The organism is Pantoea sp. LS15, from assembly GCF_012241585.1.
Taxonomy (GTDB): Bacteria; Pseudomonadota; Gammaproteobacteria; order Enterobacterales; family Enterobacteriaceae; genus Enterobacter.
In genome coordinates, this window is record NZ_JAAVXA010000004.1 from 126,443 (window position 1) to 140,101 (window position 13,659).

Sequence of the window (13,659 nt, forward strand, 5' to 3'; positions counted from 1 at the left end):
CATGCAGGGCGTTTTTTATTGCAGTGGCATAAATGAGGGTTCAGCCGGGCTTATTTGTAGATAACAGCAGTACCGTGCAGTGTGTTAGGACCGGTCACTGAGGTAATACGGAAAGATTTCGCCCCCATCTCTTCCGCTTTTTGTGCCAGTTGATCTTCCAGGGAACCCAGGTTAGTACCTGCAGAAGCAGAGATAGTACCAACTTTATGCTGATCAGCAGGGGTGGATTGCACCTGTACAGCAGCAAAGCTTGCGAAAGAGAGTGAGCTCAGAATTGTGGCAGCGATGAGGGTTTTTACGTTTTTCATGATGTTTACCTTTAGCAGATGAATTTGGAGGTCGTCAGTTAATTACTTAACGATCGATAGGTAAATCATAAATGTGATCCACATCACGCGTCAACATAATTTTATAATGAGCATTAAGTTATTTTTAAAGTTGTTATTTTTCATACATATATGATTAATTTATTTTTAAGCATTCTGCACTGGTGGTGGGTTGCGTTTATTTTTATAATGGTCACTCACCAAACCAACAGAGGACCAACGGCAAATGACAACCGATGTCACGAGTTGTGCGAAGAAAAGCCGTGGCCGACCAAAAGTGTTTGACAGGGATGCAGCGCTTGATAAGGCCATGACTCTCTTCTGGCAACATGGGTATGAAGCAACTTCGCTTTCTGATCTGGTAGAAGCTACCGGAGCCAAAGCGCCGACGCTGTATGCCGAATTTACCAATAAAGAGGGGCTGTTCAGGGCAGTGCTGGACAGATACATTTCGCGCTTTGCAGCGAAACACGAAGCCCAACTTTTTTGTGAAGAGAAAAGTGTTGAACAGGCGCTACGGGACTTTTTCACTACCGTCGCCACCTGCTTCACCAGTAAAGATACGCCAGCTGGCTGCTTTATGATTAACACCTCTGCCACCCTTGCGGCGTCCTCTAAAGAGATCGCTAAAACGGTGAAGTCGCGTCATGCCATGCAAGAGGAGACGCTAAGTGCGTTCCTGGCACAGCGTCAGCAGCGTGGTGAAATTCCCGCGCATTGCAATCCTCAGATACTGGCGCAATATCTGAGCTGTATTTTGCAGGGGATGTCGATAAGCGCACGTGAAGGCGCCACGCTGGAAAAATTGCAGAGTATTACTGACACCACCCTACGACTGTGGCCTGAACTACTCAAAATCTGAAGCAAAAAAAAGCTCCTCAGCCTGAGCGCATGAGGAGCTAAATTCAGAGAACATCTTTTTTACACTTTGTTATTCAGAACCAGCTGGCCATTTCCATCCAGTGGAATTTGTGTGCCAGGATCTTTATCCATGCGGATTTTGCCCTGCTGATCGCCAATTTTGTACGTCACGTCATAACCCAGCATTTTTTCCGATTTGTCATAGACGGTTTTGCAACGTTGCTGAGTCGTGGTGTAGGTGTCATTATCCTGCATCGCGCCCTGCACCTGGTTACCGGCATAGCCGCCGCCCAGCGCGCCGACCACGGTCGCCACATCTTTACCCCGACCACCGCCAAACTGATGACCAATCACGCCACCTGCTACCGCACCCAGAACAGAACCGGCAATGCGGTTTTCATCCTGTACCGGACGACGGTGAGTCACGGAGACGTTGCGGCACTCCTGACGAGGGGTTTTTACGGTTTCTTTAATCGGTGTAGCAGAAACCACCTGTGCATATTGCGGGCCGCGGTCTAATACGTTGAGACTGGCAACGGCAGCCACACCTAACGCAGCCGCAACACCAATCCCTATACCCGCCAACATTGATTTATTCACGGGACTTCCTCCTTTGTTGCTATTGGTAACAATTTTGCAATGGAGACAAGGCTTCGCCAATAAGATAAAGGATCAAAAAAAGGACGTTGAGAGGAGATAAAACGTATTTAGGAGAACTCTTAAGCACTCAATCTGTGATGAGCAGCATGATATGCTAAAAACTCCCTCCGGAGAGCCCGGAGGGAGTGAAAGATTAGTGCAGCTTCAGACGCGGACGGATCACACGGTTGATTCTGCCCACCAGCATCATCAGCCCGGTTTTGAAGTAGCCGTGCAGCGCAATCTGGTGCATACGGTACAGGGAGATATACACGAAGCGTGCAATGCGACCTTCTACCATCATTGAGCCACGCATCAGGTTGCCCATCAGGCTGCCGACGGTAGAGAAGTTTGACAGTGAAACCAGAGAACCGTGGTCTTTATAGACATAACCTTTCAATGGCTTGCCTTTGTACTGCGCCAGAATGTTGTGCAGCACCAGGCTTGCCATCTGGTGTGCGGCCTGAGCGCGCGGTGGTACGAATCCGCCTTCAGGACGCGCGCATGAAGCACAGTCACCGATAGCAAAGATTTCAGGATCACGTGTGGTTTGCAGCGTCGGCTCCGTCACCAGCTGGTTAATGCGGTTCGTTTCCAGGCCACCGATATCTTTCATAAAGTCAGGTGCTTTGATACCCGCAGCCCAGACCATCAGATCCGCTTTGATGTATTCGCCGTCTTTGGTGTGCAGACCGCCTTCGTCGGCGCTGGTCACCATGGTTTGCGTCAGCACCCGCACGCCGAGTTTGGTGAGCTCATTGTGTGCCGCACCGGAAATACGTGGCGGCAGCGCAGGCAAAATGCGCTCACCGGCTTCAACCAGCGTGACGTTCAGCGCTTCGTTGGTTAGCCCTTTGTAACCGTAGCTGTGCAGCTGTTTCACCGCATTGTGCAGCTCCGCAGACAGCTCAACACCCGTCGCACCACCGCCGACAATGGCGATATTAACCTTACCGTTCGCACCCAAATTGCTGGTGTACTTCAGGAACAGGTTCAGCATTTCCTGATGGAAACGACGCGCCTGGTGCGGGTTATCGAGGAAAATACAGTGCTCTTTCACGCCCGGCGTGTTGAAGTCGTTGGAGGTACTACCCAGCGCCATGACCAGCGTGTCATACGCCAGTTTACGCTCAGGAACCAGCAGTTCCCCTTTCTCGTCGCGCAGCTCTGCCAGGGTAATGGTTTTGCTTTCACGGTTGATATCCACCACCGAGCCCAGCTGGAACTGGAAATGATGGTTGCGCGCGTGCGCCAGATAGCTGAGCGCATCCACACCTTCATCCAGAGAACCGGTTGCCACTTCGTGCAACAACGGTTTCCACAGGTGGCTGTGGTTACGATCTACCAGCGTAATTTTGGCTTTTTTACCGCGACCCAGCTTCTTGCCCAACTGTGTAGCCAGCTCCAGCCCGCCAGCACCACCGCCTACAATCACTATCTTTTTCAATGGCGTAGTCAACGTGACCCCCTCAAATTATTAACCAATTGTTAATTAAAAGTTATAAAAATAACCCTTAATTAACAACAGGTTACATCACTGAAACCATTCAGGTGCATTGAGAATACCACGTCAGGCGCATTGGTCATACCAAAATTGATATGCATCAAGTTTTGATGGCTTAAAAGTAGACAATTCTGGTCAAAAAGAAAGCCCGGAACGCTTTCGCGGCCGGGCTTTGGCGCCTGCGGATAAGTGGTTAACCCAGCGTTTTAAACGCTTTGATACGCTGCAGGTGCGGTGAGATGTTTTTGAATTTGTGCGTCTGTTCTTCGTCCCAGACAATCTCATAGTAATGATGCAGCAGTTCAGCAGCCCGATGGCTGTTGAGTGCCTCATCTTTACGTGAAAGGATCACCAGACAGCGGTCGCGGTTTTTCTCACGAAAATTGCTGACGCACTTGGTCGCAATATCGACGTACTCTTCCGGGCGGTCAATTTTGCCTTCCATGTTCTCGTTCGGGAAAAGGTTAGGATTGAAAACCACCTGGCGGATGTCACACAGGAAACCAATGCGCTCCGCCCAGTAACCGCCCAGCCCCACTCCGCAAATCAACGGACGATCATCGACGTTGAGCTGCAACATCTTGTCCACTTCTTTGAGAAGATGTTGCATATCATGCTTTGGATGGCGCGTACTGTAACTGATCAGCCGAACATCCGGATCGATAAACTGCAGTTGCAACACCTTCTCATGATTACCAGGACTGTTTGAGTCAAAACCGTGTAAATAGATGATCATTGTCTTCTCACCACGCTACGCCTTCCGGGAGGGTTTACAGACTGGCTTTATGTGCCTGCCAGCGCTCATTCAGGTCTTCAAGCCGGGCGTTGACCGCCTTCCAGCGCGCCGAATCCATCAACTCCTGACGGCTAAATGAACCTTTATGATACAATTGTGTAACACGCTCTGCATTGATCGGCGACAGGTTATCCAGCACGCTAACGGCACCTTTACGATTATTGCAGACCAGGATCATATCGCAACCTGCATCCAGCGACGCCTGGCCGCGTTCCGCATAGCTGCCCATAATCGCGGCCCCTTCCATCGACAAGTCGTCTGAGAAAATCACGCCATTGAAACCCAACTCCTGACGCAGAACAGTTTTCAGCCAATGCGGAGAGCCGCTGGCAGGACGTGGGTCGACGTCGCTGTAAATCACGTGCGCGGGCATGATGGCCTCCAGCTTGTTATCGGTGATAAGCGAGCGGAACACCGACATATCTTTGGCACGAATTTCCGCTTCCGGGCGCGGATCGCGTGGGGTTTCTTTGTGCGAGTCCGCGGTCACTGCACCGTGGCCCGGGAAGTGTTTCCCGGTGGTTTTCATTCCCGCATCGTGCATGCCGTCAATAAACCGGGTCGCCATCGCCAGCGCAATACGCGGATCTTCATGATATGAGCGTTCACCAATGGCAGCGCTGATATGTCCCACGTCCAGAACCGGGGCAAAACTAATGTCGATATCCATGGCAATCATTTCACTGGCCATCAGCCAGCCTGCCTCCTGCGCCAGTTTTCCCCCCTCATCCGTGCCTAACAGCGCAGCAAAAGACTGGGCTGCTGGCAGGCGGGTAAAACCTTCACGAAAACGTTGTACGCGTCCGCCTTCCTGATCTACGGCCACCACCAGATGATTACGCGATGCGTCGCGGATCTGACGCACCAGTTCACGCAGCTGTGCCGGATCGTGATAGTTGCGGGTAAACAGGATCAGGCCACCCACCAGCGGATGCGCCAGAATCTCACGCTCCTCCGCATCCAGTTCAAACCCTTCTACATCCAACATGACTGGACCCACACCAACCTCTCTTATCCTTTAGTTTGTAACTGACGCCAGGCATCGTCTGCCAGCGCAATAAATTGTTTGTCTCTGGACTGCTGAAAGCGCATTTCAAACCAGCCAGCCATCAGCATCACGACCCATGGCCGCCACCGCCTGACCTGACGCGCCAGCGCTTCTTCATCAAAATGTGCCACCCTGGCGTAGTCTCTGATGAGGTTTTGCCGCGCGGCTTCACTCTCTGTCCAGACTGCCGCCAGTTCAAGCGCTATATCGCCGTCTCCGGCATATTCCCAGTCGATAAGCCTGGCCCCCACTGACGTATGAACAATGTTTCCGACATGAACATCCATGTGCAACGGTGAGAGCCGAATCGGCTGTGGCTCACCCGCTTTACGCAGTCGTTTGAGATGTGCAAGCCACATTGGGGTACGTCTGTCTGGCAGGGCTTGCTGCCAGTAGTGCTCAAGCAACGGAAGCAGCGCGATTCGCCACCCCAGACGCGGCTGCTGATGCAAATGATACAACATAGCCGCAAGCACAGGGGTGTCCGGGAGCTCGCTTTTGATCTCACCCGCCAGATACGCAACAGCCATCCAGCCCTGCCCGAAAAAACAGGGTTCAGGCACAAGATCCGACGGAAGACGCTTCAGGGCGCGAAACTGACGACGAAAATGGGAAGCTGGAGCGCAAGGATCATGATTCTGCCGCAGCACCAGCCGTTGTTCGCCATGCTCTATAATGCAACTCGCGCCGCCAAGCCCGGAATGGGCCTGCGGCGCGATAAGGCGATACAGGGGAAAATAACGCGTCAGGATCTCTTCACGCGTAAATTCACTGTTGCGTAACGGCACCTTTACCTGACCAGATAATTTCACCTGTCTGAACCAGCATCAATTGCATCTGCAGAGCTGGCGTATTCACATTACCGGTGGCGTTAGAGTACAACACGTACTGTGCACCTACGTTACGGGCAATACCGATCGCCTTGCTACGGGTACCGAGACTATCCTGTGGTGACAGGCCCAGTTGCTGTTTGGCGACCGCGAGCTGCTGAGCCGAGACCAGAGTAAACTTACCGTTGTTAGCCAGAGCATTGCGCAGCGTCTCTGTCGCTTCACCCGCGTTCAGTGAACCGTTGGTACGGTTGTTCACGCTATCAACCAGCAACACGCTACCTGCCGTCACGCCTTGAGCCTGCAACATTTTACCGACCATCGGCTGCATCGCACCGTTCCAGTCATAATGACGCACGCGTGGCGCTGGCTGTGATGTCTGGTCCGGATGTTCAATCGGGCCCGGCTGCGACGGAATTGACGGAACCGACGGCACGGTTGGCTCCGGCTGCGTGGGTTGTGTCGGCTGCTCAGTACCGGGTTTAGCTTCTTCCACAGGCGCAGGCTGCTCAGTACGGGTCACACACCCTGCGAGGAATAAAGCAAAAGCTGTCACGAGCGCATAACGGCTCATATTTTTAATCAAGGTTCACCCCTTACAGATAAAGATAAAGTCTCACCTTATGTGCACCCAGATAGTTGGCGCTGCCATAGAGCGTTACCGACGACCTTGCCGGAATGGTGACGCTCCGTGGCGCCTCCAGCGGGTGCATTTCAAGACCTCTTACGTCATACCAGAAAAAACGGTAATGAACCGTCACGGGTTCATGTCTTTCATTAAAGAGCGTAGAGGAAGCAGAAGAGTTGATTTCACTGATAGTCAACGCAGGTTGTTGCGCTGTGATGCCCGCAGCAAGCACAGAGGATTCCATCACCAGCGTCTGTTCATCACTCACGGGGATCGCCGGACGCGAGCTGCACCCCGCAATCATCACCATCAGTATCAGCGCTGCAATACGCCCTTTAAGCATGTCAAAGACCTTTATGTGCCAGCATTGGCCCCAGAGGACGTCCGCCCAGCAGATGCATGTGAATATGATAAACTTCCTGGCCACCATGACGATTACAGTTCATGATCAGACGGTAGCCGTCTTCAGCAATCCCTTCCTGTTCAGCAATTTTCGCGGCCACCGTCAGCATACGACCTAATGCCACTTCGTGCTCGGCTTTTACGTCGTTTACAGTTGGAATCAGAATATTAGGAATGATGAGGATATGAGTCGGTGCCTGAGGGGAAATGTCCCGGAAAGCCGTCACCAGTTCATCCTGATAGACGATATCCGAAGGAATTTCGCGACGGATAATTTTACTGAAAATCGTTTCTTCAGCCATGACCTTTTCCTTTTTTGTTTAATCTGACGTGGTGCGTCCGCTGTTAACACACTCTCCGAACGATCGTGTGACATAACGCAAGAGTATGAGCGAGTTTCTCCTGTCCTTTCAACCTTCTCCCCCGATTTCTTTCCCGAATGTTCATCTGCTGTATGAAGAGTGACCGCTCGAGCGCCTTAGTGACGTTTTTTAAGACATATTCCGCACCAATAAAAAAGGCAGCCATTCGGCTGCCTTAGTCTCCCCTGGTCACAACTTAGTGGCCGCGGATGTACTCATCCATTTCGGTTTTCAGGTTATCGGATTTAGTACCGAAGATTGCCTGAACACCAGAACCAGCCACAACAACACCTGCTGCACCCAGTTTTTTCAGGCCAGGCTGGTCTACTTTCGCAACATCGGCAACGCTCACACGCAGACGAGTGATGCACGCGTCCAGGTTAGTGATGTTCTCTTTACCGCCGAATGCGGCAACCAGTGCCGGAGCCATTTCGCTGGTTGCGCCTGCTTTGCTGTCTTCTGTTGCATCTTCACGACCTGGAGTTTTCAGGTCCAGTGCTTTGATCAGCACACGGAAGATGGTGTAGTAAACAACGGCATAGCACGCACCAACAATTGGGAACAGCCACAGTTTGCTGCTGTTACCGGACAGTACGATGAAGTCGATCAGGCCGTGAGAGAAGGACGTACCGTCACGCATACCCAGCAGGATACAGATTGGGAACGCCAGACCCGCCAGAATCGCGTGGATAACGTACAGGATCGGCGCAACGAACATGAAGGAGAACTCGATCGGCTCGGTGATACCGGTCAGGAACGAGGTCAACGCTGCGGAGATCATGATACCGCCCACTTTTGCACGGTTCTCTGGTTTAGCAGAGTGCCAGATAGCAATCGCTGCAGCTGGCAGACCGTACATTTTGAACAGGAAGCCACCTGACAGTTTACCTGCAGTTGGGTCACCCGCCATGTAGCGTGGGATATCACCGTGGAATACCTGGCCTGCCGCGTTGGTATATTCACCAATCTGCATCTGGAAAGGTACGTTCCAGATGTGGTGCAGACCGAATGGTACCAGGCAGCGCTCAACGAAGCCGTAGATACCGAACGCAACAACTGGGTTCTGGTAGGCTGCCCACTGAGAGAATGCCTGAATCGCGGAACCAATTGGTGGCCAGATGAAGGACAAGATCACGCCAGTGAAAATCGCTGCCAGACCAGAGATGATCGGAACGAAACGCTTGCCCGCGAAGAAGCCCAGATACTCAGGCAGCTTGATGCGATAGAAGCGGTTAAACATATAGGCCGCAATCGCACCGGAGATGATACCGCCCAGAACACCGGTATCTGCCAGGTGTTTCGCAGCGATCTCTTCTGCAGGTAAGTGCAGAACCAGCGGTGCAACCACAGCCATGGTTTTCACCATGATGCCGTAGGCAACAACTGCAGCCAGCGCAGAAACGCCGTCGTTATTGGTGAAGCCCAGAGCCACACCGATCGCGAAGATCAGAGGCATGTTAGCAAAGACAGAACCGCCTGCTTCGGCCATCACATGGGATACTACGGCTGGCAGCCAGCTGAAGTTTGCAGAACCGACACCCAGCAGGATACCTGCGATAGGCAGTACGGATACTGGCAGCATCAGCGATTTACCGACCTTTTGCAGGTTAGCAAATGCATTCTTAAACATAATTGAGAGTGCTCCTGAGTATTTGTGCTTTTTTTACGCTTTCACGCATTGGCCCGGGGGGAGTACCGTGCCGTGGACGGGACATCTAAGCGCCCTTTATTTATTACACAGAGTAAAATAATTCCCTCTGGGTTTGTTTGACGGCTATCACGTTTCAGCTTAAGGCGGTCGAAAAACTTTCAGTTATTTACAAAAAGCATGTCCGGATGTGTCTAAAAACACCCTCACCGCCCCAAATGAGGCGGTGAACTTTACTCGTTTTATTTATTAATTACGAGCCTAAAAAAAACAGGTGTATCAAACAGATTGCAGGCGGGCGGGGTCGATATGGAACAGCGTAGAGAAGTTTTCGGTCGTGACGCGGGCCAGTTCTTCAATACTGACACCTTTAAGCACGGCCATGTACTCAGCTACATCTCTCGTCATGGCTGGCTGGTTCTCTTTACCGCGATGCGGTACCGGTGCCAGATAAGGAGAGTCTGTTTCCACCAGAATGCGATCGAGCGGAACATAACGCGCAGCATCACGGAGCTGCTCTGCATTACGAAACGTCACGATCCCAGAAAACGAAATATAAAACCCCAAATCAAGCAGTTTACCCGCTGTTTCTCTGTCTTCTGTGAAACAGTGTAGTACGCCACCACAATCCGTCACGTTTTCTTCCCGGAGGATCGCCAGCGTATCCGCACGCGCATCGCGGGTATGAACAATGACCGGCTTGTTAAGTTCGCGGCCAATGCGGATATGATGACGGAAGGACTCCTGCTGGCGAGATTTAGTTTCAGGTGTGTAGAAATAGTCCAGCCCTGTCTCACCCATCGCGACAACACCCTCTTCCGCCGCCAGGCGACGTAAGTCCTCTACGTCATATGCTTCATCCTGATTCAACGGATGTACGCCACAGGAAAATACGACGTTATCGCGAACGCCCACCAGCTCGCGCATGGTGCGATAGCCCGGCAACGTGGTTGCGACAGCCAGACAGAATTTCACATCGCGGGCGGCAGCTTTCGCCAGCACGTCATCCACGTTTTTATGCAGAGATTGATAATCCAGGCCATCAAGATGGCAGTGTGAGTCGACTAAAAACATAATGTCTCTCTCAGAGATGGGAAACAGGCGGTGTGATGCCTGGTTGCAGGTAATGTTCGATACGCAGTAACTGGTCGGTCAGTAACAGCTCGCGATTAAGACCAGTGACTGTCAAAAGCTGTTCACGGCTCTGGCAAACCTCATGAAGGATAGCGTGCAGAACCCTACCTGAGAGGCGGTTTGCCAGTGTGTTCACCAGCGGCCACACATCCAGGTTGGTCAGCAGTGTTGCGCCTTGCTGGATCTTGAGTGCATCCAGAAGTAAGGAAGCCAACCAGTGCAGACGTTCAACGGCCTGATCGCTATTCAGTGCAGGCAGTAAACTTAGCCAGTCATGGCTGTTGAGTGAAGAGTCAACGGCCTTACAGAGCGTCTCTCGCTGTGACCAGACATCAGGTTGCAATAGTGCCAACGCAGCAGCAGGTGCACCGCTGCTCAGACGCAATGCGGCCAGTGCACTATTTTGTGACGTTGTCACCTCTCGTTCCAGCCAGCTTAGCGCCCACGATTCCTGAGGCACTGCAAGGTGATGAAGCCGACAACGACTGCGCAGCGTCGCCAGCAATCGTCCCGGGTCACGGCAAGAGAGGAAGAACCACGTTTTTTCCGGCGGCTCTTCCAGGGTTTTCAACAGCGCGTTCGCTGCCGCCTCTGTAAGCAGTGTGGCGTCTTTAAGCCAGACCACCTTTGCACCGCCCAGTCGCGCATGTTCGTACAATTTTTCACTGACTTCACGTACGGCATCAATACCCAGCGTGTTTTTGCCCTTCTCAGGCTCAAGCGTATAGTAGTCAGGATGCGTGCCCGCCTGCATCAGCTGACAGCCACGGCATTTACCACAACTCTTGTGCCCTTCCGGTTGCTGGCACATCAGAAAACGGGTGATGGCATAAATCAACGCATCATCCCCCATCCCTGGCAACGCCTGAATCAGTAACGCATGATGCCCCCGACCCGCCTGATAGCTATTGATCAGCTGTTCAAAGTGTGGGCGCAACCATGGATACCATTTCATGCCTGCTGCTCCCGAAGCCACTGCGTCACGGTTTGCTGAATAGAACGGGTAACCACTTCCAGCGATTGGGTCGCATCAATGGTGCGAATAGAGCTATCCTGCGCTGCCAGCTCCAGATAACGCGCACGAGTGCGGTTAAAGAAGTCGAGAGATTCCTGCTCAATACGGTCCAGTTCACCGCGCGCACGGGCACGTTTCAGACCCACTTCCGGGGTCACATCCAGATAGAGCGTCAAATCGGGACGAAAATCACCGAGCACGGCATTACGCAGTGTTGCCAGCATCGTCTGGTCAATACCACGTCCACCACCCTGATACGCCTGAGTAGACAGATCGTGACGGTCGCCGATTACCCACTTGCCAGCGGCCAGCGCAGGTTTGATTACCATTTCAACCAGTTGTACGCGCGCCGCGTAAAACATCAACACTTCAGCTTTGTCAGTGATAACTTCGTCGCCAACGGATTTAATATCCAGCACCAGGCTACGCAACTTCTCAGCCAGTTGCGTACCGCCCGGCTCGCGGGTAAAGACCATGTCCGCAACGCCGAGCGCGTTGAGTGTGTCAACCACCACGTTGCGAGCGGTGGTTTTACCCGCCCCTTCGAGTCCCTCAATGACAATATATTTACTGCGCATTTTTTTCCTTAAGTGCCTTCAGATAGTCCTGAACAGAGCGATTATGGCTGGCAAGGTTGGTGTTAAAGGTATGTCCCCCTTTTCCATCAGCCACAAAATAGAGATACGGTGTTTTAGCCGGATGTGCAGCCGCACGCAGAGAAGCTTCACCTGGCGTGGCAATCGGGCCTGGCGGTAAACCGCTAATCACGTAAGTATTATACGCAGTTGGCGTCTCAAGATCTTTTCTCGAGATCTTACCCGCATAACTCTCGCCCATACCGTAGATGACAGTAGGGTCGGTTTGCAGACGCATACCGATGCGCAGACGGTTGATAAACACCGATGCAACCTGTTCGCGCTCGGCCGCGACGGCCGTCTCTTTCTCTATAATTGAGGCCATCGTGACAAACTGGTTTTGATCTTTATATGGCAGCCCTTCCATTCGCCCTTCCCAGGCGGAATCCACTGCGGCGACCATTTTTTTATGTGCCCGCTTCAAAATCGCCACATCGGTGGTGCCCGCCGTGTACATCCAGGTATCAGGCCAAAACCAGCCTTCAACCCATTCCGGGTGTTCGAATTTCAACACTTCAGCAACTGTCTGGTAGCGATCATCTTTCAGGGTATGTTTGATATACGGCGCATCACGCAGCTGTTTGAGATAATCGCTCAGGCGCATCCCTTCCACAAAACGCAGCGGGAATTGAGCCTCTTTACCGCTTTCCAACAATTGCAACATGTCTCTGACGGTCATGTCAGGTGTAAAACGATAGGTACCGGCTTTGAAATGTGACAGCTCAGGTTCGATACGCAATAGCCACTGGAAGACACGCGGACGGTTAATGATTTTATCGCCGTAAAGCTGTTCTCCCAGCGCCAGACGTCCGGTTCCTGCTTTAAGGGTAAATATTGTCTCTTCTTTGATCAGAAGCTTGCTGTCCGCCATCTGACGAACCTTCCACACTCCGACTCCGCCAGCAATCGCCAGCACAACAACCAGGAGCAGGATAAAGCGCAACATTTTCTTCATGACGTTCTGGTTTGCTCACATAACGGGGCTAAAAAATGATACAGCTCGCGCGATGGCCAACGTTGTTGGCCACAGGCACGAACAGGTACAACTGGCATTAACGCATTACAGACAACAACCTCTTCTGCTGTTATCAGCGCATTCTCAGTTGCGTTAACTTCGACAACGCGAAAACCAGAGTGTGCCAGTTGCTGTAGACAAAACTGGCGCATGATGCCATTTACGCCAGCCTGATCAAGCTTCGGCGTAAAGACATCGCTGCCCTGCCGCCAGAATAAATTAGCCGCACAGCATTCAGTAATGAACCCTTCGCTGTCAAGGACCAGTGCCTCGTCTGCGTCTGACTGCTCAAGATGAGCGCGGATCAAGACCTGCTCAAGACGGTTAAGGTGTTTTATTCCGGCAAGCGCTGGGTTTCGCCCAAGACGTATTGGGCTTAATTCAAGCGTGATACCGTCCTGACGCCAACGTTCATAATGTGAAGGATATGCAGAAACGGAGAGGATCCGCACCGGATGCTGGCAGTTCGCGCCACTGTAGCCCCGGCCACCACTGCCACGGCTGATGATCACTTTCAGTACGCCGCTGGAATGCCCTTTTGCCCGTTGAGCCATCTCGCCGGCAAGTGTGTCCCAGTCCTTGAAAGGTATCAGCAGTTTTTCACAGGCACCTTGCAATCGTCGGATATGTTCTGCAAGTAAACAGACATCGCCATGACGAATACGCGCCGTGGTGAAGCAGCCGTCACCAAACTGAGTCGCCCTGTCGCTTGCAGGAAGCGTGTCCTGCTCAAGGCCATTGATTAGAAACATACTGGCTCCTTATGCGTGGTCGTACAGTCTGGCAAGGTGAATATCATCGGACAAGGGGATAAAA

Annotated in this window: 16 protein-coding genes; 1 reads left to right on the top strand and 15 read right to left on the bottom strand. The window is 52.3% G+C overall.

Translation table 11 applies throughout. From position 1 onward, the window contains the following. Window positions 1-50: 50 nt before the first annotated feature. Window positions 51-308, bottom strand: coding sequence for a multiple stress resistance protein BhsA (gene bhsA, locus HED65_RS08310; RefSeq protein WP_114978200.1), 258 nt, complete (start codon window positions 306-308; stop codon window positions 51-53). Between the two features lie 244 nt (window positions 309-552). Here bhsA and HED65_RS08315 point away from each other — a divergent pair, with 244 nt between their 5' ends. Continuing rightward, a complete protein-coding gene (locus HED65_RS08315) occupies window positions 553-1,188 on the top strand; it encodes a TetR/AcrR family transcriptional regulator (RefSeq protein WP_028019033.1) in 636 nt (211 codons plus the stop codon). Window positions 1,189-1,247: 59 nt separating this feature from the next. Here the strand turns inward: HED65_RS08315 and HED65_RS08320 are convergent, their stop codons facing one another. The 14 genes from HED65_RS08320 to pabC form a co-directional block, all read right to left on the bottom strand. After that, a complete protein-coding gene (locus HED65_RS08320; protein WP_008500779.1) occupies window positions 1,248-1,787 on the bottom strand; it encodes a glycine zipper 2TM domain-containing protein in 540 nt (179 codons plus the stop codon). A gap of 193 nt (window positions 1,788-1,980) precedes the next feature. Then, window positions 1,981-3,285: an NAD(P)/FAD-dependent oxidoreductase gene (locus HED65_RS08325; RefSeq protein ID WP_028019034.1), complete on the bottom strand. Its 1,305-nt coding sequence runs from the start codon at window positions 3,283-3,285 to the stop codon at window positions 1,981-1,983. 238 nt (window positions 3,286-3,523) lie between these two features. Further along, entirely contained in the window at window positions 3,524-4,066 is a 543-nt protein-coding gene (ycfP, locus tag HED65_RS08330; RefSeq protein WP_028019035.1) for an alpha/beta hydrolase YcfP, read from the bottom strand. 34 nt (window positions 4,067-4,100) lie between these two features. Further along, window positions 4,101-5,126, bottom strand: a complete 1,026-nt coding sequence (nagZ, locus tag HED65_RS08335; RefSeq protein WP_114978202.1) for a beta-N-acetylhexosaminidase — start codon at window positions 5,124-5,126, stop codon at window positions 4,101-4,103. Window positions 5,127-5,137: 11 nt separating this feature from the next. Then, window positions 5,138-5,962, bottom strand: coding sequence for a thiamine kinase (thiK, locus tag HED65_RS08340; RefSeq protein WP_114978203.1), 825 nt, complete (start codon window positions 5,960-5,962; stop codon window positions 5,138-5,140). Further along, window positions 5,943-6,590 (bottom strand): penicillin-binding protein activator LpoB, encoded by a 648-nt coding sequence (lpoB, locus tag HED65_RS08345; RefSeq protein WP_028019038.1) that lies wholly within the window; start codon window positions 6,588-6,590, stop codon window positions 5,943-5,945. The genes thiK and lpoB overlap by 20 nt, the downstream gene beginning before the upstream one ends. Before the next feature lie 10 nt (window positions 6,591-6,600). Continuing rightward, window positions 6,601-6,975: a YcfL family putative periplasmic lipoprotein gene (locus HED65_RS08350; RefSeq protein ID WP_028019039.1), complete on the bottom strand. Its 375-nt coding sequence runs from the start codon at window positions 6,973-6,975 to the stop codon at window positions 6,601-6,603. A 1-nt stretch (window position 6,976) separates the two neighbouring features. Next, complete coding sequence (hinT, locus tag HED65_RS08355; RefSeq protein WP_114978204.1) at window positions 6,977-7,336, bottom strand: purine nucleoside phosphoramidase; 360 nt, start codon at window positions 7,334-7,336, stop codon at window positions 6,977-6,979. A gap of 256 nt (window positions 7,337-7,592) precedes the next feature. After that, on the bottom strand, window positions 7,593-9,026 hold the full coding sequence (ptsG, locus tag HED65_RS08360; RefSeq protein WP_108090213.1) for a PTS glucose transporter subunit IIBC: 1,434 nt from the start codon (window positions 9,024-9,026) through the stop codon (window positions 7,593-7,595). Window positions 9,027-9,323: 297 nt separating this feature from the next. After that, a complete protein-coding gene (locus HED65_RS08365) occupies window positions 9,324-10,118 on the bottom strand; it encodes a metal-dependent hydrolase (protein ID WP_114978206.1) in 795 nt (264 codons plus the stop codon). Window positions 10,119-10,128: 10 nt separating this feature from the next. After that, the gene (holB, locus tag HED65_RS08370; RefSeq protein WP_114978207.1) at window positions 10,129-11,133 is read right to left on the bottom strand and encodes a DNA polymerase III subunit delta'; all 1,005 of its coding nucleotides are present in this window, start codon (window positions 11,131-11,133) and stop codon (window positions 10,129-10,131) included. After that, a complete protein-coding gene (gene tmk, locus HED65_RS08375) occupies window positions 11,130-11,771 on the bottom strand; it encodes a dTMP kinase (RefSeq protein WP_114978208.1) in 642 nt (213 codons plus the stop codon). Before tmk ends, holB begins: the two co-directional genes overlap by 4 nt. Beyond that, complete coding sequence (gene yceG / locus HED65_RS08380; protein ID WP_114978209.1) at window positions 11,761-12,783, bottom strand: cell division protein YceG; 1,023 nt, start codon at window positions 12,781-12,783, stop codon at window positions 11,761-11,763. Before yceG ends, tmk begins: the two co-directional genes overlap by 11 nt. Then, complete coding sequence (gene pabC, locus HED65_RS08385) at window positions 12,780-13,595, bottom strand: aminodeoxychorismate lyase (RefSeq protein WP_114978210.1); 816 nt, start codon at window positions 13,593-13,595, stop codon at window positions 12,780-12,782. Before pabC ends, yceG begins: the two co-directional genes overlap by 4 nt. Between the last annotated feature and the right edge of the window lie 64 nt (window positions 13,596-13,659).

Coding starts and splice junctions, on each gene's coding strand:
- yceG (WP_114978209.1), bottom strand. CDS start 12,783: ATGAAGAAAATGTTGCGCTTTATCCTGCTCCTGGTTGTTGTGCTGGCG.
- HED65_RS08350 (WP_028019039.1), bottom strand. CDS start 6,975: ATGCTTAAAGGGCGTATTGCAGCGCTGATACTGATGGTGATGATTGCG.
- bhsA (WP_114978200.1), bottom strand. CDS start 308: ATGAAAAACGTAAAAACCCTCATCGCTGCCACAATTCTGAGCTCACTC.
- HED65_RS08365 (WP_114978206.1), bottom strand. CDS start 10,118: ATGTTTTTAGTCGACTCACACTGCCATCTTGATGGCCTGGATTATCAA.
- ycfP (WP_028019035.1), bottom strand. CDS start 4,066: ATGATCATCTATTTACACGGTTTTGACTCAAACAGTCCTGGTAATCAT.
- ptsG (WP_108090213.1), bottom strand. CDS start 9,026: ATGTTTAAGAATGCATTTGCTAACCTGCAAAAGGTCGGTAAATCGCTG.
- HED65_RS08315 (WP_028019033.1), top strand. CDS start 553: ATGACAACCGATGTCACGAGTTGTGCGAAGAAAAGCCGTGGCCGACCA.
- holB (WP_114978207.1), bottom strand. CDS start 11,133: ATGAAATGGTATCCATGGTTGCGCCCACACTTTGAACAGCTGATCAAT.
- hinT (WP_114978204.1), bottom strand. CDS start 7,336: ATGGCTGAAGAAACGATTTTCAGTAAAATTATCCGTCGCGAAATTCCT.
- pabC (WP_114978210.1), bottom strand. CDS start 13,595: ATGTTTCTAATCAATGGCCTTGAGCAGGACACGCTTCCTGCAAGCGAC.
- tmk (WP_114978208.1), bottom strand. CDS start 11,771: ATGCGCAGTAAATATATTGTCATTGAGGGACTCGAAGGGGCGGGTAAA.